23 protein-coding genes are annotated in these 25,047 nt (G+C 71.5%); 11 read left to right on the forward strand and 12 right to left on the reverse strand.

Annotation, left to right across the window (positions count from 1 at the left end; translation table 11 throughout):
- Positions 1 to 20: 20 nt before the first annotated feature.
- Positions 21 to 1,379 carry a hypothetical protein gene (locus G8E01_RS08355; RefSeq protein ID WP_166318401.1) on the reverse strand — a complete coding sequence of 453 codons (1,359 nt, stop codon included), beginning with the start codon at positions 1,377 to 1,379 and terminating at the stop codon, positions 21 to 23.
- Positions 1,380 to 1,513: 134 nt separating this feature from the next.
- Between G8E01_RS08355 and G8E01_RS08360 the strand changes: the two genes are divergently transcribed.
- Positions 1,514 to 2,227: a DUF4191 family protein gene (locus tag G8E01_RS08360; RefSeq protein ID WP_166318404.1), complete on the forward strand. Its 714-nt coding sequence runs from the start codon at positions 1,514 to 1,516 to the stop codon at positions 2,225 to 2,227.
- 50 nt (positions 2,228 to 2,277) lie between these two features.
- Here G8E01_RS08360 and G8E01_RS08365 read toward each other — a convergent pair whose 3' ends face one another.
- On the reverse strand, positions 2,278 to 2,676 hold the full coding sequence (locus tag G8E01_RS08365) for an RDD family protein (RefSeq protein WP_166318407.1): 399 nt from the start codon (positions 2,674 to 2,676) through the stop codon (positions 2,278 to 2,280).
- 158 nt (positions 2,677 to 2,834) lie between these two features.
- Between G8E01_RS08365 and glnA the strand changes: the two genes are divergently transcribed.
- A complete protein-coding gene (gene glnA, locus G8E01_RS08370; RefSeq protein WP_166318410.1) occupies positions 2,835 to 4,259 on the forward strand; it encodes a type I glutamate--ammonia ligase in 1,425 nt (474 codons plus the stop codon).
- Positions 4,260 to 4,334: 75 nt separating this feature from the next.
- The gene (locus G8E01_RS08375; protein WP_166318413.1) at positions 4,335 to 5,099 is read left to right on the forward strand and encodes a ParA family protein; all 765 of its coding nucleotides are present in this window, start codon (positions 4,335 to 4,337) and stop codon (positions 5,097 to 5,099) included.
- A 20-nt stretch (positions 5,100 to 5,119) separates the two neighbouring features.
- Here the strand turns inward: G8E01_RS08375 and G8E01_RS08380 are convergent, their stop codons facing one another.
- The 7 genes from G8E01_RS08380 to rpsP are packed head-to-tail and all read right to left on the reverse strand — an operon-like array spanning position 5,120 to position 12,515.
- Positions 5,120 to 8,143: a bifunctional [glutamine synthetase] adenylyltransferase/[glutamine synthetase]-adenylyl-L-tyrosine phosphorylase gene (locus tag G8E01_RS08380; protein WP_166318416.1), complete on the reverse strand. Its 3,024-nt coding sequence runs from the start codon at positions 8,141 to 8,143 to the stop codon at positions 5,120 to 5,122.
- Between the two features lie 7 nt (positions 8,144 to 8,150).
- On the reverse strand, positions 8,151 to 9,485 hold the full coding sequence (locus G8E01_RS08385) for a glutamine synthetase family protein (protein WP_166318419.1): 1,335 nt from the start codon (positions 9,483 to 9,485) through the stop codon (positions 8,151 to 8,153).
- 39 nt (positions 9,486 to 9,524) lie between these two features.
- On the reverse strand, positions 9,525 to 9,719 hold the full coding sequence (locus G8E01_RS08390) for an SPOR domain-containing protein (RefSeq protein ID WP_166318422.1): 195 nt from the start codon (positions 9,717 to 9,719) through the stop codon (positions 9,525 to 9,527).
- A gap of 9 nt (positions 9,720 to 9,728) precedes the next feature.
- Positions 9,729 to 11,330, reverse strand: coding sequence for an apolipoprotein N-acyltransferase (gene lnt / locus G8E01_RS08395; protein WP_166318425.1), 1,602 nt, complete (start codon positions 11,328 to 11,330; stop codon positions 9,729 to 9,731).
- Positions 11,311 to 11,871: a ribosome maturation factor RimM gene (gene rimM, locus G8E01_RS08400; protein ID WP_166318428.1), complete on the reverse strand. Its 561-nt coding sequence runs from the start codon at positions 11,869 to 11,871 to the stop codon at positions 11,311 to 11,313. The genes lnt and rimM overlap by 20 nt, the downstream gene beginning before the upstream one ends.
- Complete coding sequence (locus G8E01_RS08405) at positions 11,871 to 12,101, reverse strand: KH domain-containing protein (RefSeq protein ID WP_166318431.1); 231 nt, start codon at positions 12,099 to 12,101, stop codon at positions 11,871 to 11,873. Before G8E01_RS08405 ends, rimM begins: the two co-directional genes overlap by 1 nt.
- A gap of 6 nt (positions 12,102 to 12,107) precedes the next feature.
- Entirely contained in the window at positions 12,108 to 12,515 is a 408-nt protein-coding gene (gene rpsP / locus G8E01_RS08410) for a 30S ribosomal protein S16 (RefSeq protein ID WP_166318434.1), read from the reverse strand.
- Between the two features lie 263 nt (positions 12,516 to 12,778).
- Here rpsP and G8E01_RS08415 point away from each other — a divergent pair, with 263 nt between their 5' ends.
- Genes G8E01_RS08415 through G8E01_RS08435 form a run of 5 tightly spaced genes read left to right on the forward strand, consistent with a single transcriptional unit; the run spans position 12,779 to position 17,637 of the window.
- Positions 12,779 to 13,798, forward strand: a complete 1,020-nt coding sequence (locus tag G8E01_RS08415; protein WP_166318437.1) for an iron-siderophore ABC transporter substrate-binding protein — start codon at positions 12,779 to 12,781, stop codon at positions 13,796 to 13,798.
- Positions 13,795 to 14,847, forward strand: coding sequence for an iron chelate uptake ABC transporter family permease subunit (locus tag G8E01_RS08420; RefSeq protein WP_166318440.1), 1,053 nt, complete (start codon positions 13,795 to 13,797; stop codon positions 14,845 to 14,847). The genes G8E01_RS08415 and G8E01_RS08420 overlap by 4 nt, the downstream gene beginning before the upstream one ends.
- On the forward strand, positions 14,847 to 15,893 hold the full coding sequence (locus tag G8E01_RS08425) for a FecCD family ABC transporter permease (protein ID WP_166318443.1): 1,047 nt from the start codon (positions 14,847 to 14,849) through the stop codon (positions 15,891 to 15,893). Before G8E01_RS08420 ends, G8E01_RS08425 begins: the two co-directional genes overlap by 1 nt.
- Entirely contained in the window at positions 15,890 to 16,717 is an 828-nt protein-coding gene (locus G8E01_RS08430) for an ABC transporter ATP-binding protein (RefSeq protein ID WP_166318446.1), read from the forward strand. Before G8E01_RS08425 ends, G8E01_RS08430 begins: the two co-directional genes overlap by 4 nt.
- Entirely contained in the window at positions 16,714 to 17,637 is a 924-nt protein-coding gene (locus tag G8E01_RS08435) for a siderophore-interacting protein (RefSeq protein WP_240921233.1), read from the forward strand. Before G8E01_RS08430 ends, G8E01_RS08435 begins: the two co-directional genes overlap by 4 nt.
- A gap of 17 nt (positions 17,638 to 17,654) precedes the next feature.
- Here G8E01_RS08435 and G8E01_RS08440 read toward each other — a convergent pair whose 3' ends face one another.
- Positions 17,655 to 18,617 carry a sugar-binding transcriptional regulator gene (locus G8E01_RS08440; RefSeq protein ID WP_166318449.1) on the reverse strand — a complete coding sequence of 321 codons (963 nt, stop codon included), beginning with the start codon at positions 18,615 to 18,617 and terminating at the stop codon, positions 17,655 to 17,657.
- Positions 18,618 to 18,727: 110 nt separating this feature from the next.
- On the opposite strand from G8E01_RS08440, the gene G8E01_RS08445 reads away from it, so the two are divergent.
- The 3 genes from G8E01_RS08445 (at position 18,728) to glpK (ending at position 22,838) form a co-directional block, all read left to right on the forward strand.
- Positions 18,728 to 20,425 carry a glycerol-3-phosphate dehydrogenase/oxidase gene (locus tag G8E01_RS08445; RefSeq protein WP_166318452.1) on the forward strand — a complete coding sequence of 566 codons (1,698 nt, stop codon included), beginning with the start codon at positions 18,728 to 18,730 and terminating at the stop codon, positions 20,423 to 20,425.
- A 110-nt stretch (positions 20,426 to 20,535) separates the two neighbouring features.
- The gene (locus G8E01_RS08450) at positions 20,536 to 21,291 is read left to right on the forward strand and encodes an MIP/aquaporin family protein (RefSeq protein WP_166318454.1); all 756 of its coding nucleotides are present in this window, start codon (positions 20,536 to 20,538) and stop codon (positions 21,289 to 21,291) included.
- Positions 21,292 to 21,323: 32 nt separating this feature from the next.
- Complete coding sequence (gene glpK, locus G8E01_RS08455) at positions 21,324 to 22,838, forward strand: glycerol kinase GlpK (RefSeq protein WP_166318457.1); 1,515 nt, start codon at positions 21,324 to 21,326, stop codon at positions 22,836 to 22,838.
- Positions 22,839 to 22,899: 61 nt separating this feature from the next.
- Here glpK and ffh read toward each other — a convergent pair whose 3' ends face one another.
- Both ffh and G8E01_RS08465 read right to left on the reverse strand, forming a co-directional pair.
- On the reverse strand, positions 22,900 to 24,450 hold the full coding sequence (gene ffh / locus G8E01_RS08460; RefSeq protein WP_166318460.1) for a signal recognition particle protein: 1,551 nt from the start codon (positions 24,448 to 24,450) through the stop codon (positions 22,900 to 22,902).
- Between the two features lie 12 nt (positions 24,451 to 24,462).
- Positions 24,463 to 25,026 (reverse strand): TetR/AcrR family transcriptional regulator, encoded by a 564-nt coding sequence (locus tag G8E01_RS08465; RefSeq protein ID WP_166318463.1) that lies wholly within the window; start codon positions 25,024 to 25,026, stop codon positions 24,463 to 24,465.
- Positions 25,027 to 25,047 lie beyond the last annotated feature (21 nt).

Here is a 25,047-nt window from a genome sequence, read left to right on the forward strand (position 1 = left end):
ACACAGAGGGGGCCGCGCCGTTACGGCGCGGCCCCCTCTGTGTTGCGCGCTGCCGTTCCGGTCGCCGCGTCGTACGCGTCTCGAATGCGCCAGGTCTCGCCCGCGCGCTCGATCACGATGAGCTGCCGCGCGGATCCGGGAGCCTCGGCGGCCACGACGGCGACCTGACCGTAGTCCTCCACGAGGGAAACCCGCACGTCGGGGTGCGCCGCGGATCCGCCGACGGCCTCGCTCGGCACCTGGTCGCACGTGCCGGCGCAGTCCTGCCAGAGCGCCACGAGCGCCGCGCCGGCGGCCGCCGGATCCTCCCCCGCAAGGGCCGGATCCTCCCCCGCAAGGCCCGGATGCGACGGCGCGGAGGCCACGACGTCGCCCCCTGGGGTCGACCCCTCGCGATTCGCGATGGCGCCTGAGGCGCGCGGCGGGTCGCCGGCGGGCCAGACGAGGCCGACGCCGACGATGACCGCCGCGGCACCGAGGGCCACCACGATCGGAGCCCGCCGCCGCCCGGGGCGACGCGCCGTCTTCGCGGGACGTGCCCTGTCCCTGGGGTGCGCGCGCCCGGGGCCGGCCTGCTCCGACCGCTCCGCGGGCGACAGGCGCGCCAGGATCCCGGCGAGGCCCGCGTCCCACATCCCCGCGGCGCGCGCCAGCCACGCGGCGAGCCCCGTCCCCTCGTCGGCGTCGTCGGCGGCGAGGTGTCGGTCGATCCCGGCGCGCGCCCCGGCCGCCGCCGCGGACCGGATCGGCCGGGCAGACGCCGCGTCGAACAGTGCGGCCTCGATCCCCTCGAGCGAGGCGGCCAGGCTGCGCGGCGTCGCGAGCGCGTCGCGGGCCTCCGCCAGTGCACGGGCGAGGACCCGGTCGTCCGTGGCGCGCTCGAGGCGCTCGAGAATGCGCGCGGAGGCGTCGGGGATCGCGTCGCCGTCCTCGGCATCGCCCGCGCGGGGGCAAAACAGCGGCATGCCGTCCTCATCGAGCCACCAGCTCCCGACGGTCTCCGGATCCACGGCGGCCGCCGCGCGCATCACGGCGACGGCCAGGGTCACCGCCTCGCCGCGGTCCCAGGCGGGCCCGCTCTGGGCACGCGCGCCGAGGAGATTCTCGACGGACGAGGCGACGGACGGTACCACCACGTCGTGGCCTCCCGCGCGACGCAGGATCTCGCGCGGCGCGAGCACGTGCGGCGCGTCGGCCCATCGCCATCCGGACCAGCCGTCGAGGTCTGCCGCGTCGACGACGGCCCAGGTGCCCTCGCCCCTCTGTACGAGCGCCGCGGGAAGTGGGTGTTCGCCCGCCACCGTGCGGCGCACCCGCCGCGCGGGCAGGAACGCCTCCGCCTCGCGCGGCGCCGTCCGCGCGTCCCGTGTCGTGGTCATGGGCCCAGGGTGCCGCGCCGGAGACCTCCGAGGCGCCGGCGCGCGGCGGATTGGGGACGGGCGCGGGCGGGTCCCGGGGTGTGGACGCGCTGGCGCGCAGGTGCGCGGCACGAGCGACCGGTAGGCTGGTGACTATGGCAGCACGCACGACCACGCCCGAGAAGCGCCCCGGGTTCTTCGCGACGATTAAGAACCTGTTCACGTTCACGCACGGGGAATACCCGTGGGTGGCCTGGGTGCTCCCCCTCGTCCTGGTGGCGGGCGTCGCGGTCGGCGTGGTCATCGCGCTGGTGACCGCCCAGCCCTGGTGGGGCTACATCCTCTGGGTCGTCTTCGGCATCATGCTCGGCCTCATCGGCGCGATGCTGCTCATGAACCGGTTGGCGACGTCCGCGATGTACAAGAAGATCGACGGGATGCCGGGCGGGGCGGGGCACGTCGTCGCGAACATGCTCGGGCGCAACTGGCGCGGCGAGGACATGCCGGTCGCCGTCAACGCGAAGACTCAGGACGCGGTGTACCGCGCCGTGGGTCGCGGCGGCGTCGTCCTCATCGGCGAGGGCACGCGGAGTCGCCTCGAGCGCCTCGTCAAGAAGGAGAAGACCACCTCGCTGCGCATCACGCACGGATCCGTTCCCGTGACCGTCCTGTATGTCGGACACGGCGAGGACGAGGTGCCAGTCGACCGCCTGGCGCGCGAGATCAAGAAGCTGCCGAAGGTGGTCAACCGGGCCGGCATGGAGCAGCTCAGCGCCCGCACCGAGTCGATCTCGCGCGGCGGCGCGGCGTCCCTCCCAATCCCGAAGGGCATCGACCCGACGAAGGTGCGCGCTCCAAAGCCGCGCTAGAAGCGCGACACGAGACAGGGGACCGGTGCGATGCGCCGGCCCCTCTCGGTTTACGCCCGGACGATGGCGGTGCCGGCGAGTAGATCGTGGAGCCCGAGACGGTTCTCATCCCAGATGGCGGCGGGGATCACGAGGGCGATCAGCGCGGCCCGAACCAGTGGCCGCCAGGGGCCCACCCATCCCCCGCCGCGGCGCACGACCCGCAGCCCCCAGATCCGATGCCCCGGGCTTCCGCCGGCCGTCGGCACGAAGAGCGCCTGGATGACGACGAAGATCGCGAGCGTCGACCACCACGCGTAGTCGAAGAACGCCACGGACAGGAGGACAACGGCCGCCCAATCGGTCACGAAGGCGCCGACGCGGCGCGAGAGCGGGGCGATGCTGCCCGGGCCGGTGGCCGGAAGGCCCAGGCTTTTGCCGGGGTGGTCATCGCGCGAAGAAGAAGTCACCCGATCAGCCTAGGCGCGCGTCGGTTTGTGTCGCGGCACGATGCCCACGTAACCTCCAGGAAACATTCGAGACATTCTCGGGCAATCCCGCAGGGATAGTTTCGAGGGGTCATCCCCTCCGCGGGCGGCGACCCGAAGTCCCACTACCTGGAGCCTCCATGTTCACTGATTCATCTGAGGTGCTCGCTTTCATCAAGGACGAGGACGTCAAGTTCCTCGACATCCGGTTCACGGATCTCCCCGGTGTCCAGCAGCACTTCAACATCCCGGCATCGACCGTCGACGAGGACTTCTTCACCGTCGGCCAGCTCTTCGATGGCTCCTCGATTCGCGGCTTCGCGAACATCAACGAGTCCGACATGCAGCTCATCCCGGACGTGACGACGGCGTACCTCGACCCGTTCCGCGAGCACAAGACGCTCGTCATGGTGTTCGACATCTACAACCCCCGCAACGGCGAGATCTACTCGAAGGACCCGCGCCAGGTCGCCAAGAAGGCGGAGAAGTACCTCGCCTCGACCGGCATCGCGGACACCGCGTTCTTCGCCCCCGAGGCCGAGTTCTACATCTTCGACGACGTGCGCTACGAGGTCTCGCAGGGCAAGAGCTTCTACTCGGTGGACTCCGAGGAGGCCGCGTGGAACACCGGCCGCGAGGAGGAGGGCGGAAACCTCGGCAACAAGACGCCCTACAAGGGCGGCTACTTCCCCGTCTCCCCCGTCGACAAGCAGGCCGACCTGCGCGACGACATCTCGCTGAAGCTCATCGAGGCGGGCCTCGAGCTCGAGCGCGCGCACCACGAGGTGGGCACGGCCGGCCAGGCCGAGATCAACTACAAGTTCGACACGATGGTCCACGCCGCGGACGACATCCTGAAGTTCAAGTACATCGTCAAGAACACGGCCGAGGAGTGGGGCAAGACCGCCACCTTCATGCCGAAGCCGATCTTCGGCGACAACGGCTCGGGCATGCACACCCACCAGTCGCTGTGGGCCGACGGCAAGCCGCTCTTCTTCGACGAGCAGGGCTACGGCCAGCTCTCGGACGTCGCCCGCTGGTACATCGGCGGCCTGCTGAAGCACGCGCCCGCGGTCCTCGCGTTCACGAACCCCACGATCAACTCGTACCACCGCCTGATCAAGGGCTTCGAGGCACCCGTCAACCTCGTCTACTCGGCCGGCAACCGCTCCGCGGCGATCCGCATCCCGATCACGGGCTCGAACCCGAAGGCGAAGCGCCTCGAGTTCCGCGCCCCCGACTCCTCGGGTAACCCCTACCTCGCCTTCGCCGCGCAGCTGATGGCGGGCATCGACGGCATTAAGAACCGCATCGAGCCGCACGAGCCGGTTGACAAGGACCTCTACGAGCTTCCGCCGGAGGAGGCCAAGGACATCCCGCAGGTGCCCGGCACGCTCGCCGAGGCGCTCGAGGCGCTCCGCGAGGACCACGCGTTCCTCCTCGAGGGCGGCGTCTTCACGCAGGAGCTCATCGACACCTGGATCGACTACAAGTACGAGAACGAGATCATCCCGCTGGCCCAGCGACCGCACCCGTTCGAGTTCGAGCTGTACTACGGCGTCTGATCCGCGCCCACGCATTCGTCGCGCGCCCCGGGGTTTCTCCCGGGGCGCGCGCCGCGTATCTGGCAGGATCCTCGCATGAGCGCGCGGATCATCACGGTCTACAGCACGAAGGGCGGCGTCGGGAAAACGACGACCGCCGTGAACCTCGCCTGGCTGGCGGCGGCGGACGGGAACCGGACGCTGCTCTGGGACTTGGATCCCCAGGCCGGTGCGACCTGGCTGCTCGACGTGCGCCAGAAGGTCCGCGGGGGCGCCGAGGCGATCATCGTCGGTGACAAGTCGATCGCCAAGGCCATCCGGTCCTCGTCCATCGCGGGGCTCGATGTCCTGCCGGGCGACGGCACCTACCGAGACCTCGACATCACGCTCGACGGGGCGAAGAAGTCGTCGAGCCGTGTCGCGCGGGCCCTCAAGCCGCTGCGCGACGACTACGACCTGATCGTGCTGGACTGCCCGCCGGGATCCTCGCTGGTCGCCGAAAACGCCGTGCGCACGGCCGACGTCGTCGTCTCCCCGCTGTCCCCCGCGCTCCTCTCGCTCCGGGCGCACGAGCAGGTCGGCGCCTTCGTCGAGGAGTCGGCGCCCGGAACGCCCGTGATTGCGTTCCTCAACCTCGTCGATCGTCGCAAGAAGAGCCATCGCGAGGCGGCCGACGCGCTGCCCGGCCGGACACGCGCGATCAGCGACATCATCGTTCCCGCCTCCGTCGTCGTCGAGCGCATGGCCGAGCGTCACGCCGCGCTCGGCGACTACGCACCGGGCTCCCCGGCCGGGCGCGCGTATGCCGCGCTGTGGCACGCCGTGGCCCACGCCCCCCGTACGCGCGGATCGGCGGCGTAGCGCGGAGGGCGCGCAGCCGCCTAGAGGTCGTAGAACACGCGCTCGTAGGTGCGCCGCGCGCGCCGGGCCGTGCGGAGCCACGTCTCCTCGACGAGCGGGCCGGAACCGGGCGGGTACTCCAGGATCCGGCCGATCCCGTCGAGTTCGCCGTAATCGGTGGGGAGCGCGTCGCTCGTCGCGCCGGTGAGGAGGGTGTGCGCGGACCTCAACCGCGTCGCGAGCCGCCACGACGCGCCGAGCTGCTGCGCGTGCTCCTCCGCGAGGAGCCCGGCGTCGTAGGCGGCCTGCAGCGCGTGGAGCGTGCGTGGGGTCCGGAGCCCCTCAACGCGATGGCCGTGCTCGAGCTGGATGAGCTGCACGAGCCACTCCACGTCGCTGAGCCCACCGGGACCCAGCTTGAGGTGGCGCGACGGATCCACGCCCTTGGGCATGCGCTCGTTCTCGACGCGCGCCTTGATCCGCTTGATCTCCCGCACGTCCTCGGGTCGCACCTGGGCGGGGTACCTGACGGCGTCGACCATCGCCATGAAGTCGGCGCAGAGCGCCCGCGTGCCAGCAACCGCCCGCGCCCGCAGGAGCGCCTGGGCCTCCCACGACACCGACCACCGGGCGTAGTAGGCGCGATACGCGTCGAGCGTCCGGACGATCGGTCCGTTCCGGCCTTCCGGGCGCAGGTCCGCGTCGAGCTCGAGGGGCACCCGGTGGTCCTCGGCGGCGTCGCGGAGCGTCGACACGATCTTGCGCGCGTATCGATCCGCGACCTGAGGGTCGATGTCCGGCGCGCGGTAGACGAACAAGACGTCGGCGTCGGAGCCGAACCCGACCTCCGCGCCGCCGTACCGCCCCATGCCGATGATGGAGAACTCAAAGTGCTGGTGTTCCTCCGGCACGACCTCCCGTCTCACCGCGCGCAGGGTCGCCTGCAGCGCGACGTCGGTGATCGTCGTGAGCGCCGTCGTAACGTCCTTGATCGTGAGGTCGCCCGTCATGGATCCCATGGCGGTGCGGAGGAGCTCGCGCCGGCGGATCCCCCGGACCGCGCGCATGGCGTCGTCGAAGGACGTGCGACGGGACTGGATCGCGCGCGCCTCCTGATCCAGGACCTCGTACGCGCGCGGGCGGAGCTGCTCGCCGCCGTCCAGCCACGCGACGGACTCGGGGATCCACTCCATCAGCTCGCCGACGTACCGCGAGCCGCTGAGCAGCGTCGTGAGCGACTCGGCCGCACCCGAGGAATCGCGCAGCATGCGGAGGAACCACGGGCTCGTGCCGAGGCGCTCGCTCACGCGCCGGAAGGCGACGAGACCGTAGTCCGGGTCGACGCCCTCGGCGAACCAGCGCAGCATGACGGGCATGAGCGTGCGCTGCACGGTGGCCTTGCGGCTCACGCCGCGCGTGAGCGCGGCGATGTGGCGCAGGGCGCTGCCCGCGTCGCGAAAGCCGATCGCGGCGAGGCGATCGTGCGCTTCGGTCCCCGTCAGGGCGCGCGCGTCGTACTCTGTCGCGGCGACGGCCGACAACAACGGGCGGTAGAAGAGCCGCACGTGGATGTCGCGCACCTCGCTCCGCACGCGTTCCCACGTCGCGCGGACGTCGACCGCCGTGCCCCCGGCGACCCCCGCGGCGGGGTCGTAGAACGCCGTCGCGCGCGCCAGGACCCGCAGGTGCTCGTCGCCCTCCGGCATGAGGTGCGTGCGGCGGAGCTGCTGGAGCTGCAGGCGGTGCTCCAGGACCCGGAGGATCCGGTAGTCGGTCGCGAATGCGGCCGCGTCGGCCCGTCCGATGTACCCGCCGTCCACGAGCTGGTCCAGCGCCGCGAGCGTGCCGCCGGCCCGCACCGAGGAGTCGGAGGCGCCGTGCACGAGCTGCAGGAGCTGAACGGTGAACTCGATGTCGCGGAGGCCGCCCGGTCCGAGCTTCAGTTGCCGGTCGACCTCGCCGGGGGCGATGTTGTCGCTCACCCGCTGGCGCATCGCCTGCACGCTCCCGACGAAGCCGTCGCGCGAGGAGCTGGCCCACACCAGGGGCGCCACGGCCTCGACGTAGGCCCGCGCGAGCGCGGGGTCGCCCGCGAGCGGGCGAGCCTTGAGGAGCGCCTGGAACTCCCACGAGTGGGCCCAGCGGCCGTAGTAGGCGAGGTGCGAGTCGAGCGTGCGGACGAGAGCCCCCTGCTTGCCCTCCGGGCGGAGGTTCGCGTCGACCTCCCACAGGGGCGGCTCCGTCTCGAACGAGCTGATCCCCCGCATCGTCTGCACGGCCAGCCGCGTCGCGATGTCGATGGCGCGCGACTCGGACAGGCTCGCGTCGTCCGCCACGCCGGCGACGAAGATCACGTCCACGTCCGAGACATAGTTGAGCTCGCGCGCGCCGGCCTTCCCCATGCCGATGATCGCCAACCGGGTCTGCGCCACTTCGCCCGCGGGGAATAGGCCGCGGGCTCCGACGCCCTCCGACACGCGGGCCCGCGCCACCGCCAGCGCCGCGTCGAGCGCGGCACCCGCCGCGTCCGCGAGCGCGGCCGAGACCTCGGCCACGACCTCGACGGGGTCGGGCGCGGCCAGGTCGTAGGCCGCGATGCGCAGGAGCGCGCGCCGATACGCGACGCGAAGCGCGACCCAGGCCTCCTCGCCGTCACGGGAGGCCACGTGGTCGTCCCACCCGACGGCCGCCCGGAGGTCGGAGGTCATCTCGTCGCGGGTGGGGAGCCGGGATCCGGCGTCGCGGAGCTCACGGACCGCGTCGGGGTGGCGCAGCAAGAATTCGGCCAGCCCCTGCGACGCGCCGGTGACGCGCCACAGGTGCGCCGCGGGCCGCGCCTCCGCAAGCATCTCCGCGACGGGAGCCGCGTCCCGGCGCGCCACCTGGAGGATCCCCCGCACGGCGGCGTCGGGATCCGCGGCGCGCGCCGCGCCCGCGATTAATGCGTCGCGATCGGCGTGCGTGAGAGCCGCGAGCTCGTCGAGCGCATCGGACGAGCCCGAGAGGTCCGCGAACCCGGCGCGGGCGAGAACGGAGCGGCGCGAGGCCCGAGCGAGAGGCGTCACGGATCCGTCAGATGATGTCGAGCGTGTTCGCCAGTTCGAGCGAGGTCACCTGGGCGCGGTACTGCTCGAACTCGCGACGCTTGTTGTCGAGGACGTAGCGGAACACCTGCTCGCCGAGCGTCTCGGCAACGAGCTCGCTATCCTCCATCCGCGCGATGGCGTGGTCGAGGCTCGACGGCAGCGGGCGGTAGCCGAGCGCGCGGCGCTCCGCCTCGCTCAGCGCCCAGATGTTCTCCTCGGCCTCGGCCGGGAGCTCGTACTCGTTCTCGATGCCCTTCAGGCCCGCGGCCAGGAGCAGCGCGTACGCGAGGTAGGGGTTCGCGGCGGAGTCGATGCCGCGGTGCTCGATGCGCGCCGACTGGCTCTTGCCCGGCTTGTACATGGGCACGCGGATGAGCGCCGAACGGTTGTTGTGCCCCCACGCGATATAGCTCGGCGCCTCGTCGCCGCCCCACACGCGCTTGTACGAGTTCACAAACTGGTTCAGCACGAGGGACATCTCCTCGGAGTGCCGCAGCAGTCCCGCGATGAAGTGCCGGCCCACGGCCGACAGCTGATGCGGGTTGCTCTCCTCGTAGAAGGCATTGCGGTCGCCCTCGAACAGGGACATGTGGGTGTGCATGCCGCTGCCCGGCTGTCCCGCGAGCGGCTTGGGCATGAACGACGCGTGCACGCCCTGCTCGATCGCGACCTCCTTGATCACCGTGCGGAAGGTCATGATGTTGTCGGCCATCGTCAGCCCGTCGGCGTAGCGCAGGTCAATCTCGTTCTGGCCCGGGCCGCCCTCGTGGTGGCTGAACTCGACAGAGATGCCGAGGTCCTCGAGCATCCGCACGGCGCGCCGGCGGAAGTCGTGGGCCGTCCCGCCGGGCACGTTGTCGAAGTAGCCGGCCGAATCCACGGGGACCGGGGTCTCGCCACGCCGCCCGGGCTGGAAGAGATAGAACTCCATCTCGGGGTGGGTGTAGAACGTGAACCCGGCGTCGGCCGCCTTCGACATGGCGCGCTTGAGCACGTAGCGCGGGTCGGACACGCCGGGCTGACCGTCGGGGGTCGTCAGGTCGCAGAACATCCGCGCCGTCGGATCCACGTCGCCGCGCCACGGCAGCAGCTGGAAGGTCGTGGGGTCCGGATGAGCGAGCAGGTCGCTCTCGTGAATACGCGTGAGGCCCTCGATGGCGGATCCGTCGAACCCGATGCCCTCGCTGAAGGCGCCCTCGACCTCGGCGGGGGCGATCGCCACAGACTTCAGCGTCCCGATGACGTCCGTGAACCACAGTCGGACGAACTTGACGCCACGTTCCTCGATCGTGCGGAGCACGAAATCCTGCTGCTTGTCCATGGCCCTCAGCCTAGTGGCTGGGGCGCAGGGAACACGCCGTCAGGCACCGCCTTCGCGCCACTCGGCTTCGCGCGCGTCGTCGTCGTCCCACGCGCGCGAGCGCTCGCGGAGGATCTCGGGCGCGCGCCCGGCCTCCTCCGCTGTGTCGAAGGGCCCCGCCCGATCCGCGCCCGGCGACTGCGGGCCATACTCGACCTCACCGGTCTTGAGGTTGTACCAGTAGCTGTCGGCCATGCCCACAGGCTACGCCCCCGGCCGCGCCGCGGCACCCAAGCGGCGCAGCCGATCGGCGAGCGCGCCCGCGATCGCGAGCCCCGCGATCGGGAACCACGTCAGCGCGGCGCGGATCCCACCGCCCGCGGCCACGGCGGGCGTGGTGCCGTCGCGCAGCTCCACGTCCGCGACGATCGCGCCCGCCTCGTCCGCCGCCAGGGAGACGACCGTCGTGCCGTCGGGGGCGATGACCTGGCTCGTGCCGACCGTCGAGACGTTCACGACGCTCCGCCCGGTCTCGATGGCGCGCATGCGCGCGACCGCGAGCTGCTGGAGATTCTCGTCCGTCCCGCGGAAGTCGGCATTGTTCGTCTGAAATGCGAGCACCTGGGCTCCCCCGTCGATGCTCTCGAACACGAGGTCATCGAACAGGACGTCGAAGCAGATGGCCAGGCCGATCCCCACGCCGTCGACCACCATGTTCGGCGCGTCGGTGCCCGGCGTGTATTCGCGGCCGATCATCCCGACGAGCGACGGGGCCAGGCGCTCGTAGAGCTCGCGCTGGGGAACATACTCGCCGAACGGCACGGGGTACCTCTTGGAGTGGTCCGCCGCGGGGCCATCGGCCGTCCACAGCAGCGATCGGTTGTACACGAGGTCGCCGTCGTCAATCGCCGCGTTCATGAGGAGCGGCGCGTCGAGCGCCGCTACCTGTGCGTCGAGCTGGGCCGCGGCCGCGGGGTCCCTGAGCGGATCCGCGTCGACACCGCCCTCGGGCCAGACGACGAGGTCGACGTCCTGCCCCGCGACCGGCGCCGTCGCCGCGATCTGCGCGTCGAGGACGTCGTAGGGGCCGCGCGCGTCGAGGTACGCGGCGGGGCCGTTCCCCTGCACGGCCGCGATCGACATCTCTCCCGCGGCGGTCGTCGGAAACGCGGGGACGAGCGCCAGGGCGACGCCGGCGAGCGCGGGGATCGCGAGCGCGCTCCAGGAGCGCGGCGCGCGCGGGCCGTGCCGCAAGGCGACGCGCACGGCTTCCACGAGGGCGGCGGCAAGCAGGACGATGAGGAAGGACAGGCCCGAGACAGAGACCCACGACGCGACGGGGGCGAGGGGGCTCTCGGACTGACTCATCCCGATACGGCCCCAGGGAAAGCCCCCGTAGGGCCACGAGCCCATGACAATCTCGCGCGCCGTCCATACCCCTGCGACGAGGAGCGCTGTCAAGATGTGTCGTAACGGGCCGGGAGAGGTGACACGCGGGAGCCAGCGGTACGCCGCCGCGATGGCCAGGGCACCGAGCGCCATGAACAGCGTTTCGATGCCCGCGAGGGCCGCCCACGGCACCCAGGCGAGGGGGTTGTCGCCCAGGAAGTGGGCCGCCCAGTCGATGTGGGGGAAGTAGAAGGTCGCGCCGAAGAGGGCGCCGACGAGGATCGCGGATCCATAGGTGCGGCCGATGAGGGACGCCAGCGACAGCGCCACCGCGACGAACGCGAGCGGCCAGATCCCTGCGGAGGGGAAGGACAGATCGAGGGCGAATCCACCGGCCGCGGCCGCCAGCGCCGCGGCCCACAGCGGAAGCCCGCGCGCGGACGGATCCGCCGCGCGGTCAGTCCTCCTCGGCGACATCCTCGAACAGTCCTGCGGGCGGGGTCATCACGACGCGGCCCGCGGCAAGGTCCACCTCCGGAACGATCGCCGACACGAAGGGGACCATGACCTCGCGCTCGCCCACCTCGACGATGAGGAGGTCCTGCGACGGGAAGTGGTCCACGCGAGCGACGCGGCCGACGACCTCGCCGTCGCGCACGGCGTCGAGGCCGACGAGCTGGTGGTCATACCAGGCGTCGTCCTCGGGCTGGACGGCGGTCTCGTCGTGGTCTACCCACAGGATCGCGCGCACGAGGCTCTCGGCCTCCGTGCGGTCGTCAATGCCTTCGAAGAACACCACGGGGCTCTGGTTCATCCAGCGGAACTCGCGCACCGTGATCGTCTCGCGGTGCCACTTCGAGTGTTCCGGCACCTGCAGCGTGAACGACGCGCCGGCGCGGAAACGCCCGTCGGGGTCGTCCGTGTACAGCTCGAGCTTGAGCGCGCCCTTGAGGCCGTGCGCTTTGAGGATGCGGCCGACGCGGAGCTGATTTCGAGGGGTCTGGGGTGCGGCGGACATCAGTCGTCAGCCACGTCGACGCGCACGCGTCGCCCGTTGGCCAGCGCGGACACCACGGTCCGCAGGGCCTTCGCCGTGCGTCCGCCGCGCCCGATCACGCGCCCGCGGTCACCCTCGGCGACGTGCACTTCCAGCACGTCCCCGCGGGGACCGGTGGACTCGTCGATCCGGACCTCATCCGGGTGGTCGACGATTCCCTTGACGACGTGTTCGAGCGCGGCGGAAAGCACGAGGGATTACTCCGCTGCCGCGTCCGACGCCTCGGCGGGCGCCTCGTCGGCCGGGGCGGCCTTCTTCGCGACGGGCTTGACGACGGACTTCTTCGAGGAGTCGGCCTCGTAGGCCTTCTTCTCGTCGGCGACGCGGAGCGTGCTCACGGCGTCCTTGTCGCCCTGGAACGTGCCCCAGTCGCCGGTGATCTTCAGAATGGCGCGGACCTGGTCGGTCGGCTGCGCGCCGACGGACAGCCAGTACTGCGCGCGCTCCGAGTCAACCTCGATGAACGAGGGCTCCTCGGTCGGGTGGTACTTGCCGATCTCCTCGATCACGCGACCGTCGCGCTTAGTGCGCGAGTCGGCGACGACGATGCGGTAGTAAGGGGCACGGATCTTGCCCAGGCGCTTGAGACGGATCTTGACAGCCACGATTCTCCTGTGGTGTTGACAGAGATGAACGAACCAGTCGCCCTGCGCGTGGGGTGATGCACGCTGGCGGAAGCTCAAAGGGTGGATCGCGACGCCGGATAGAGGGTCGAGCGCGCGCTCCAGCGATCTATTCTGCCAGATCCTGTCGGAGAGCGCGAACCTGGAGCACCGCGCGTCGCGGCCCTCGAGTTGCAATTCCGGTTGATTTAGGTAAGCCTTTCCTCGGTCGAATCCCCGGCCGACCCCCTGTCGAAAGGCATGCCATGTCCGTACGCCCCCTTCTCGCCACCGCGGCTCTCGCGACGACGGGCCTAGTTCTCGCGTCGTGCGCCTCGGGCTCCGATGACGCGGCCGCGCCGGCGGACGCGCCCGGCGACGCGATCGTGATCGAGCACGCGCTCGGCGAGACGACGATCGAGGGGACGCCGGAGCGCGTCGCGGCGATCGGCTGGGGCAACCACGACGTCGCGCTCGCCCTCGGCGTGGCGCCGGTCGGCGTCGACGACCAGACCTGGTCGGCCGACGGCAGCGACGGCCTCGGCCTCTACGAGTGGTCGCTCGACGCGTACGCCGAGCTGGGCGCCGACGAGCCCGTCATCTTCGACACGACCGACGGCATCGACTTCGAGGCGATCGCGGACTCGGCACCCGACGTCATCCTCGCCGCGCAGTCCGGCCTCACGGAGGAGGACTACGCCACCCTGACGGAGATCGCGCCGACCGTGGCGTACCCCGACATCCCCTGGTACACGCCGTGGCGCGACGCAGCCACCCTCGACGCCGCCGCGCTCGGCATGGCGGAGGAGGGCGAGCAGCTCGTCGCCGACGTCGACCAGCAGATCGCCGACGCCACGGCCGACTCGGACTTCGCCGGCAAGACCGCGGCCTTCTTCTACATGTCCGCCGCGGACCTCTCGACCGTGTCGGTCTACGCCGAGGGCGACTCGCGGACCGCGTTCCTCGGGGACCTCGGTTTCGACTTCCCGGAGATCGCGGTCGCCGCGGGCGAGGACGGCGCGTTCTACGCCGACATCAGCGCGGAGAACGCGGACCAGCTCGACGATGTCGACGTCATCGTGACCTACGGCGACGACGCCCTCCTCGACGCGTTGCAGAGCGACGAGCTGTGGAGCACGGTGCCCGCCGTCCAGAACGGCGCCGTCGTCGTGGTCGGCGACGGGAACGCGACCTCCAGCGCCGTGTCGCCCTCCGTCCTGTCGATCCCGTGGGTGCTGGACGACTACGTCGCGATGCTCGACGAGGCTGTCGCGGCCTCCGAGTGACCCGCATCGCCCCATCCCGCCGCGCGGCCGCCCCTCGGGCGGCCGCGCGGCGGCGCTCCCTGCTCGTCGGGGCCTCGATCCTCGCGGTGACCCTGGCGATCGCCGCGTCGCTCGCGTTTGGCTCGCGGTCCGTGACGTTGTCGGAGGTCGCGGATGGGCTCGGATCCTTCCTCCGGGGGGAGGTTCCGGGCGAGATCGGCGCGATCGCGGTCTTCGAGCGGATCCCCCGCACGGTCCTCGCGCTCGTCGCGGGCGCCGCGCTCGCGATGTCCGGGGCGCTCATGCAGGCGATCACGCGCAACCCCGTCGCGGACCCCGGGATCCTCGGCGTCAACACGGGCGCCGCGCTGTTCGTCGTCTGCGGCATCGCGTTTCTCGGCATCTCCAGCGTCTTCGAGTACCTCGGCCTCGCGCTCGCCGGGGCCGCGCTCGCGGCCGTCTTCGTGTACGCGGTCGGATCGGTCGGGGCCGGCGGCGCCACGCCGATCAAGCTCGCGCTCGCCGGCGCCGCGACGACCGCCGCGCTGTCCTCGCTCGTCAGCGCCGTGCTCCTGCCCCGCGCTCAGGCCATGAACGAATTCCGCTACTGGCAGGTGGGCGGCGTCGGCGGCGCCGAGTGGGACACGCTCGGGACGGTCGCCCCGCTCCTGGCGATCGCCGCCGTCGCCGGCGTCGCCGCCACCCCCGCGCTCAACGCGCTCGCGCTCGGCGACGAGGTCGCGTCCGGCCTCGGCGTGAGCGTCGGGCGCACGCGCCTGATCGCGGCGGCGGCCGGCGTCGCGCTGTGCGGCGCCGTGACGGCGCTCGCGGGCCCCATCGCCTTCGTGGGGCTCATGGTGCCCCACGCCGTCCGCCTCCTGTCCGGCCCCGACCAACGCTGGATACTCCCGCTCTCCGCGGTCGGCGGCGCCGTGCTCCTCACCCTCGCCGACACGATCGGGCGCGTCCTGGGCGCTCCGGGAGAGGTCGAGGCCGGCATTGTCACGGCGTTCCTCGGCGCGCCCGTCCTCGTCGTCATCGCGCGACGCACCCGGATGCGGGCGCTGTGATGGCCGCCGTCGTGATGAGTTCGCCGCGCGAGGCGCTGCTCGCCGGGCGCCGGCGGCGTCACCGCCGGCGCCTCGCCGGGATCGCGATCCTCGCCGTCGTCGTCGCCGCTCTCGTCGTCGCCATGCTGCTGCTCGGCCAAACGCTCTACCCGATCTCGGACGTGTGGGCGGTTCTCCGCGGCGAGCAGGTGCCCGGCGCGAGCTTCACCGTCGGCAGTCTGAGACTCCCCCGCGCTCTCACGGGCCTGCTCGCGGGCCTCGCCTTTGGCGTGGCCGGATCCACCTTCCAGACGCTCCTGCGCAACCCCCTCGCGAGCCCCGACGTCATCGGCATTACCTCGGGCGCGAGCGTGGCGGCCATCGTCGCCCTCGTGGTCCTGCACCTCTCGACGGGCGCCGCGATGATCCTCGCGCTCGTGTTCGGCGTGGCCACCGCGGCGGTCATCGCGCTCGCGGCGCGCGGGGGCGAATCGACGGGAGGTCGCCTCATCCTCATCGGGATCGGGGTGGGCGCGATGCTCGACGCCGTCGTCTCCTTCGTCATCCAGAAGGCGGCCGAATGGGACGTGGCCGTGGCGATGCGGTGGCTCACGGGAAGCCTCAACGGCTCGCGCATGGAGGACGTCTGGCCGCTCGCGGTCGCGGTGGTGGTTCTCGTCCCTGTCGCCGCGCTCCTGGCGCGCGACCTGTCCGCGCTCGAGCTCGGCGACGCCTCCGCAATCGCGCTCGGCGTGCGCGTCGATCGTGCGCGCATCGGCCTTGTCATCGTCGCGGTCGCGCTCGCGTGCTTCGCGACGGCCACGACCGGCCCCATCGCCTTCGTCGCGTTCCTCGCGGGCCCGATCGCGCGGCGCATCGTCGGCGCGAGCGGATCGCTCGTCATCCCGTCGGCGCTCGTGGGCGCCGCCCTCGTGCTGGCCGCCGATCTGCTCGGCCAGTTCGCGTTCGACACCTCGTTCCCCGTGGGCGTCATCACGGGCATCGTGGGAGCGCCCTACCTTCTGTTTCTCCTCGTCCGCACCAGCCGCCTCGGAGGCTCCTCATGACCACGCACCACAGCCTGGAAGCGCACGCCCTGCGCGCGGGCTACGGCGGCCGCGTCGTCGTCGACGGCGTCGACCTGTCGCTCCCGCCCGGACAGATCAGCGTCATCGTCGGCGCGAACGCGTGTGGCAAGTCGACCCTGCTCAAGGCGCTCGCGCGGCTGCTCCCCGCCCGCGAGGGTCGCGTGCTCCTCGATGGCGCGCAGATCGATTCGATTCCCACCAAGCAGCTCGCGCAGTCTCTCGGCCTGCTCCCGCAGCAGCCCATCGCGCCCGAGGGGATCGCGGTCGCCGACCTCGTGGGCCGCGGACGGCACCCCCATCAGAAGCTGTTTCGCACCTGGTCCGGCGAGGACGAACGCGCCGTGACCGCCGCGCTCGAGTCGACCGGCATCGCCCACCTCGCCGACCGCTCGGTCGACGAGCTCTCCGGGGGGCAGCGGCAGCGGGTGTGGATCGCCATGGCCCTCGCGCAGGAGACGGACCTCCTCCTGCTCGACGAACCCACGACCTTCCTCGACCTCACCCACCAGGTCGAGGTCCTCGACCTCCTCACCGACCTCAACCGCGAGCGCGGGACCACGATCGTCATGGTGCTGCACGACATCAACCTCGCGGCCCGCTACGCCGACCACCTGTTCGCGATGCGCGCGGGCCGAATCCTCGCCAGCGGCGCGCCGGCGGACATCGTCGACGCAAACCTCATCCGCGACGTGTTCTCTCTCGACGCGCAGGTCATCGAGGATCCCGTCTCGGGCACGCCCCTCGTCCTCCCCCGCGGCCGCCACCACGTACGCGCCGCCGATCCCTCAGGAGCCACCGCATGAGCACCACCACCGTCACCGACACCCGCCCGATGCGCTTCTTCCGCACGCGGGTCGCACGCGTCGAGGCCCTGACGCCGAGCTTTCGGCGCATCACACTGACCGGCGACGACCTCGACGCGTACGGGGATCCGGGCTACGACCAGCGCGTGAAGGTCGTCTTCCCGACCCCCGCCCTCGCGATCGACGCGATGCCCACGCACGACGACTGGTACACCGCGTGGCGGGAGCTGCCGCCCGCCGCTCGCCCCCCGTTCCGGACCTACACGACCCGCGCCGTCCGCCCCGAGGCGCGCGAGGTCGACATCGACATGGTCGCGCACGAGGTCGACGGACCCGCCTCGGCGTGGATCGACAGGGCGCAGCCGGGCGACGAGCTCCTCGTCCTCGCGCCGACGGTCCACCACACGGGCGTGAGCCTCGGGATCGACTTCGTGCCGCCGGCCCGGACGGAGAACATCCTCCTCGTCGGCGACGAGACGGCCGCCCCTGCGATCGCCGCGATCCTCGAGCAGTTGCCGCGGGACGCGACGGGCGTCGTCGTGCTCGAGGTGCCCGACGACCGCGACGTCGCGTACCTGCCGCCGCACCCGGGGTTCCGCGTGGCCGCCGCGGGCCGGGCCCCCGGCGCGCGGCATAGCCACCTCCTCGACGCGGTCGCGGCGCACGCCAGCGAGCTCTGCCCCGACGGCCGCGGCGCCGACGTCGAGGAGATCGACGTCGACGCCGACCTCCTCTGGGAGGTCCCCCGCACGGCCAAGGGCGGGGCCGCGCTCAAGAGCGCCCCGCTCTACGCCTGGGTGGCGGGCGAGGCGAGCGCGGTGAAGGAGATCCGCCGCCATCTCGTGCGCACCGTCGGCGTCGATCGCCGCGCCGTCGCCTTCATGGGCTATTGGCGCCTCGGCCGCTCGGAGAACGACTAGGGCGGGGAAGACAGGCCTTAGGTCTCGAGGAGGCGCGTCGCGAGGTCCTCGTCCAGCACGACGTCCGTGACGTAACCCGCGCCGAGGGCGGCGCGCAGGCTCGGGAGCTTGTGCTCTCCCGCGGCGACGCAGACGCGCCGGGGTACCCGGGCGAGCCGGTCGAGCTCCGGCCCCGTCGCGCGCGCGTTGAGGACGATGTCGCGCCAGGATCCGTCGGCGCGATAGAACACGGTAGCGATGTCGCCGACCGCCCTGTCCTCCGCGAGGCTGCGATAGTCCGAGCGCTCGAGGTAGCCGCCGACGTAGACGTGGCTCGGGACGTCGGCGGCGGGCGAGCCGACGCTGAAGACCACCACGTCCATGCGCGCCTGCATGTTGAGCACGCGCCGCGTCATGCGCTCGCGCCACATCGCGTCGCGCGTCGCGGGGTCGTCGAAAAACGCGGGCACGGGGAACCGCTGCACGGTCGCAGCAAACGCCGCGCCGAACCTCTCAAGGATCTCGCTCGAGTACTCCACACCGGTCGAGTGCGTGTTCCCGGCCCCGTTGAGCTGCACGATCGTCGTTCCGCGGGTCGGCTTGAGCGGGAGGTGTCTGCTCACGACGCTGAGGGTCGACCCCCACGCGACCCCGACGATCATGTTCGATTCGACGAACTGTGACAGCACGCGGGCCGAGGTCATCGATACGCGCTCGAGGCGGTCCGCCTCGCTCACGCCCCGCGGGACCGGCACGACGTGCGCGGCGGCGCCGAAACGATCGTGCAGGCGCTGCTCGAGGTGACCGTCGAGCGCGAGCGGCGAGGCGATGCGGATGTCCACGATGCCGGTCTCTCGGGCGTGCGCGAGCAGCCGCGAGACCGAGGACCGCGACACGCGCATCTCCCGCGCGATCGCCTCCATCGTGCGGTCCTGCAGGTAGTACAGCTGGGCGGCCGTGAGCGCCTGCTCGGTGCGCGACGGCGACGGATTATTCGTCATGAGCGGCCCCTCCCGGCACGCGACACCCCGAAGTGCACATATGTGCAGCCGAGTTGCTCGTTCGTTCTCTGGAAGATCAGGCTAGAGGAACCCGCTGGAAAGGTTGTGTCATGTCACGCGTCGCTTCGTCCCCCGAACGCCCCTCCGTCCGCGCCGTGCGCGAGGCCGGGCGAGCCTCCGTCGTCGTCGTCGGCGGCGGCATCAACGGGATCTCCACCTTCCGCGACCTGGCACTGCAGGGCGTGGACGTCGTCCTCGTGGAGCGCGGCGACTTCGCCTCGGGGGCCTCGTCGGCGTCGAGCCACATGGTGCACGGCGGGATCCGCTATCTCGAGAACGGCGAGTTCCGCCTCGTCAAGGAGTCGGTTCAGGAGCGCAATCGCCTCCTGAAGCTCGCGCCGCACTTCGTCAAGCCGCTCGAGACGACCATCCCGATCTACTCGACCTTCTCCGGAATCCTGTCCGCGCCGCTGCGCTTCCTCACGCACCGCTCGGGCAAGCCGCAGGAGCGCGGCGCCGCGCTCATCAAGCTCGGCCTCATGATCTACGACACCTTCTCGCGCGACGGCGGGAGCGTGCCCCGACACCGCTTCCTGCGGCGCGAGCGTGCCCTGTCGGAGCTCCCCCGGCTCGACGACAAGATCGCCTACACGGCGACCTACTTCGACGCCTCCATGCACGACCCCGAGCGCCTCGCGCTCGACGTCCTGCTCGACGGCGTGCGCGCCCACGACGGCGCCCGCGCGCTGAACTACGTCGAGGCCGTCGGCCGGACGCCCCGCGGCGTCACGGTGCGCGACCGCGAGACCGGGACGACCTTCGACATCGAGGCGGACGTCGTCGTCAACGCCTCCGGCCCCTGGACCGACCTCACGAACGAGGCGTTCGGCACGCCCACCCGCTATATGGGCGGGACGAAGGGCTCGCACATCGTGCTCGACCACCCCGAGCTGCTCGCCGCGACGCGCGGGCGCGAGATCTTCTTCGAGCACTCCGACGGCCGCATCGTCCTGATTTACCCGCTGAAGGGGCGCGTCCTCGTCGGCACAACCGACATCGATGCGGATCCGGCCGAGCCCGCCGTGTGCACGGAGGAGGAGGTCGACTACTTCTTCGACCTCATCCGCCACGTCTTCCCGACGATCGCCGTCGAGCGTTCGCAGATCGTGTATCGCTTCTCCGGGATCCGCCCCCTGCCCCGTCACGAGGACACGGCGCCCGGCTTCGTCTCGCGCGACTACCGCGTTGAGGTCGACGATTCCGGCGCGGTGCCGTTCCTCAGCCTGGTCGGCGGAAAGTGGACGACCTTCCGCGCCCTCGGCGAGACGCTCGCGACGCGCGTGCTCGGGCTGCTCGGGCGCGAGCGCGGCGTCGACACGACGGAGGTGCCGATCGGCGGCGGGCGCGAGTTCCCGACGACGGACGCCGAACGCGACGCGTGGGTGGAGCGCCACCTGCCCGGCGCCGGCGACCGCGCCGCGCGCCTGCTCGCGCGCTACGGCACGCGCGCGGCCGATGTCTGGGGCTTCGTCTCGGAGGGCGAGGACGCCCCGCTCGCGGATGGCGACATCTCGACCCGCGAGCTCGAGTGGATGGTCCGCGAGGAGCACGTGGTCCACCTCACGGACGTCGTGCTCCGCCGCACCAGCCTCGCGTTCACGGGTCACGCCTCGGACGACGCGCTGACGGGCATCGCCGGCGCCCTCGCCGACCTCCTCGGCTGGGACGCGCTCACGCGCGACGCCGAGGTCGACGAGGTGCATCAGCACGTCGCGCAGCGCGACGGCCGCGGTCGCGTCAGCGCCTAAGACGCGCGCGGCCGCGGCGCGGCGCCCCCGCGGGGGCGCGAACGGCGGCGTTTCACCCATCCCCATCGGCGCGCCGACGTCTGGCGTGCCCGGAAGGTCAAAGAAGACACATGACAGAACTGGATCCCGGGCTGTACTTCCTCTCCGAATTCGTCGGGACGGCGATGCTCGTCCTCCTCGGATGCGGGGTCGTCGCCAACGTCGTGCTCGCGCAGACGAAGGGCTTCGCGGGAGGCACCCTCATGATCAACTGGGGATGGGGGCTCGGCGTGTTCGCCGGATTCCTCGTCTCCGCATACTCGGGCGCGGTCCTGAACCCCGCCGTCGGCCTCGGGCTCATGATCGCGGGAACGATCACGCCGTGGATGTTCGCGCTCGCGACCGTCGCCGAGGTGCTCGGCGGTATCGTCGGAGCCGTGCTGTGCTGGGTCTCCTATAAGAAGCACTTCGACGCGGAGCCGGACGCCGCGAACAAGCTCGGCGTCTTCTCAACGGGTCCCGCCATTCGCGGCGCGGGCTTCAACCTCGTGACCGAGATCATCGCGACCTTCGTCCTCGTGTTCGTGATCTTCGCGTTCGCGGACTATGGCGACATCTCCGTCGGCGTCCCGGGAGGCCTCGGGCCACTCACCGGCCTGCCCGTCGCCCTCCTCGTCGTCGGCATCGGCGCGTCGCTGGGCGGGCCCACGGGATACGCCATCAACCCGGCGCGCGACCTGGGCCCGCGCATCGCGCACGCCCTCCTCCCCATCGCCGGCAAGGGGTCGAGCGACTGGGGCTACGCCTGGATCCCCGTCGTGGGTCCGCTCGCCGGCGGCGCCCTCGCCGCCCTCGCGGCCCCGCTTCTGCTGGGCCTCGCCGCCTGATACCGTCACCAACCGCGTTCAAAGGAGAAACTATGGGCGACTACATCCTCGCCATCGACCAGGGCACGACCTCGAGCCGAGCCATCGTTTTCGACAAGAAGGGGTCGATCGTCTCGGTCGGCCAGAAGGAGCACGAGCAGATCTTCCCGCGGCCGGGCTGGGTCGAGCACGACGCCGTCGAGATCTGGCGCAACGTGCAGGAAGTCATCGGCCTCGCCCTCAGCCGCGCGGACCTCACGCGCCACCACATCGAGGCCGTAGGCATCACGAACCAGCGCGAGACCGCGGTCGTGTGGGACCGCCGCACGGGCGAGCCCGTGTACCACGCGATCGTGTGGCAGGACACGCGCACGCAGGCGATCGTCGACCGCCTCGCGGGCGACGAGGGCGTGGACCGATACGCCTCGATCGTGGGCCTGCCGCTGGCCACCTACTTCGCCGGCACGAAGATCGCCTGGATCCTCGACAACGTCGACGGCGCCCGTGAGCGCGCCGAGGCGGGCGACCTCCTGTTCGGCACGACCGACACGTGGGTGCTCTGGAACCTGACAGGCGGCACCGACGGGGGCGTGCACGTCACGGACGTCACCAACGCCTCGCGCACGCTGTTCATGGACCTCGAGACGCTCGAGTGGCGCGACGACATCCTCGCGGACTTCGGCGTGCCGCGCTCGATGATGCCGGAGATTCGCTCGTCCTCCGAGGTGTACGGCTACGCCGAGGACTCCTCGCTGCTGCGCGAGACGCCCATCGCGGGCATCCTCGGCGACCAGCAGGCGGCCACGTTCGGCCAGGCGGCGTTCGCGAAGGGTGAGAGCAAGAACACCTACGGCACGGGCAACTTCCTCATCTTCAACACGGGCGACGAGATCGTGCGCTCGGAGAACGGGCTGCTCACGACCGTCGGCTACAAGCTCGGCGACCAGCCCGCGCAGTACGCGCTCGAGGGATCCATCGCCGTGACGGGATCCCTCATCCAGTGGCTCCGCGACCAGCTGGGGATCATCTCGTCGGCGCCCGAGGTCGAGGAACTCGCCCGCGGCACCGAGGACAACGGGGGCGTGTACTTCGTGCCCGCGTTCTCGGGCCTGTACGCGCCGTACTGGCGCCCCGACGCGCGCGGCGCGATCGTGGGGCTGACGCGGTACGCCAACAAGCACCACATCGCGCGCGCCGCGCTCGAGGCCGTCGCCTTCCAGACGCGGGACGTCCTCGACGCGGTGAACGCGGACGCGGGCGTCGAGCTCAGCGAGCTCCGCGTCGACGGCGGCATGGTGGCGAACGACACCCTGATGCAGTTCCAGGCGGACGTCATCGGCGTGCCGGTTGTGCGTCCCGTCGTGGCCGAGACCACGGCCCTCGGAGCAGCGTACGCGGCCGGCCTCGCGGTCGGCTTCTGGTCGAGCCTCGAGGAGGTCCAGGACAACTGGCAGGAGGACTCGCGCTGGGAGCCCGCGATGGCCGAGGACGAGCGCGAGCGGCAGGTCCGCCTGTGGCGCAAGGCCGTCACGAAGTCGATGGACTGGGTCGACGACGACGTGAAGTAGTCGAGCCGAGAACGACAGCGGGGCGGGGCCTGATGGCCCCGCCCCGCTGTCGTGCGCGTCGTTAGTTCTTCCCGAAGAGCTTCTGGATCTCCGCCAGCTCCGACTCGCTCGGCGCGCCCTGGGGGGCGCCCAGGCCGAAGCCCGATCCCGTGGGCGCCGCGGCGGGCGCCGGCTCCACGGCGCGCTTGGCCGGGTTGCCGGACTGCGGCGCCTGGTAGCGCTTCTTGCCCTTCTTCTGGCGCTTCGTCGACGCGCCGGGCTTCTGGCCGGGCATCGCGCCCATGCCGGGGATGCCCGCGCTCTCGCCCCGCGCGACCTTCTTCATCATCTTCGCCGCCTGCTCGAAGCGGTTGACGAGCTGGTTCACCTCGGTTACCGTGACGCCGGATCCGCGCGCGATGCGGGCGCGACGCGAGCCGTTGAGCACCTTCGTGTTGTGGCGCTCGCCGGGCGTCATCGACCGAATGATCGCCTCCGTGCGGCCGATCTCGCTGTCGTCGAAGTCCTGCAGCTGCTGCTTCATCTGGCCGCCCATGCCCGGCAGCATGCCGAGCATCTTCTTCATCGACCCCATTTTCTTGAGCTGCTGCATCTGCTCGAGGAAGTCGTCGAGCGTGAAGGCCTCGGTCGCGAGCTTCTCGGCGACCTTTCGCGCCTCCTCCTCGTCGAAGGCCTGCTGCGCCTGCTCAATGAGCGTGAGGATGTCGCCGAGGTCGAGGATCCGGCTCGCCATGCGGTCCGGGTGGAACTCCTCGAGGTCGTCGAGCCCCTCTCCCGTCGAGGCGAAGATGATGGGGCGCTCCGTCAGCGAGGCGACCGACAGCGCGGCGCCACCGCGCGCGTCGCCGTCGAGCTTCGAGAGGACGACGCCGGTGAAGTCGACGCCCTCCTGGAAGGCCTTCGCCGTGGCGACCGCGTCCTGACCGATCATCGCGTCGATCACGAACAGCACCTCGTCGGGCTGCGTGGCGCGGCGGACCTGCGCCGCCTCCTTCATGAGCGCCTCGTCCACGCCGAGGCGGCCCGCCGTGTCAATGATGACGACGTCGTGCTGCTTCTGCCGCGCGTACTCGACGCCCGCCTTCGACACCTTCACGGCGTCTCCGACGCCGTTTCCGGGCTCCGGCGCGAAGACGACGGCGCCCGCGCGCTCGCCGACGACCTGGAGCTGGTTCACGGCGTTCGGGCGCTGCAGGTCCGCCGCGACGAGAAGCGGCGTGTGGCCGTCGCGCTGGAGGCGACGCGCGAGCTTCCCCGCGAAGGTCGTCTTACCCGATCCCTGCAGGCCCGCGAGCATGATGACCGTGGGCGCGGTCTTCGCGAACTGCAGCGGCCGCTGCTGACCGCCGAGGATCTCGACGAGCTCCTCGTTGACGATCTGCACGACCTGCTGGGCGGGGTTCAGCGCCCGGTTGACCTCATCGCCCAGGGCGCGTTCGCGCACCCGGGCCGTGAAGGCCTTGACCACGGGCAGCGCCACGTCGGCGTCGAGGAGCGCGCGCCGGATCTCCCGCACGGTGCCGTCGACGTCGGCCGCCGACAGCTTGCCCTTCGTGCGAAGGTTCTTGAAGGTCTCGGTGAGGCGCTCAGAGAGGTTGCCGAAAGTAGCCATGATGCCCCGATTTTACCGCGTCGGCACGTAGGCCGTCGCACGCGCGAGGTGCGTGGCGAACGCCGAGGTGCCCGCGCCGTCGTGCGCCCACTCCCGCAGGGCGGCAAGGACCGCCGCACCGTACGCCCCGCCGCGCACCTCGGCCCCGAGGGAGTCCTCCCCCGCGGCGCGTAGCGCCCGCGCCACGGCCCGCGCAATGCGGCACCCGCGCACGGCCGACTCAAGGTCGACGTGGTCCGCCATCCGCATCGCGTCGGCCTGCGCGAGGACGAGGGCCAGCTGGTCGGGATGGAAGTCGTCGGACAGGCCCCGGAGCGCCTCGGAGACCGTCTCGCCGCGATCCACGGCGGCCTCGACGCCGGCGATGCGCTCGTCGAGCGCTCCCCACACGAGCTCGGCCTTGCCGGCGGCGTAGTTGAAAAAGCTCGATCGACCGATGCCCGCGCGGGACGCGATGTCGCCCACCGTGGTGGCGTCGTAACCGCGCTCGAGGAAGAGCTCGCACGCCGCCTCCGCCAGCATGCCGCGCGAGATGGCGCGCGGGCGCCCCGGTCGGCCGGTGGGTGCGCTCTTCATGCCCCTAGCCTATGGCGCGCC

The organism is Microbacterium excoecariae (genome assembly GCF_011326725.1).
Classification (GTDB): domain Bacteria; phylum Actinomycetota; class Actinomycetes; order Actinomycetales; family Microbacteriaceae; genus Microbacterium; species Microbacterium excoecariae.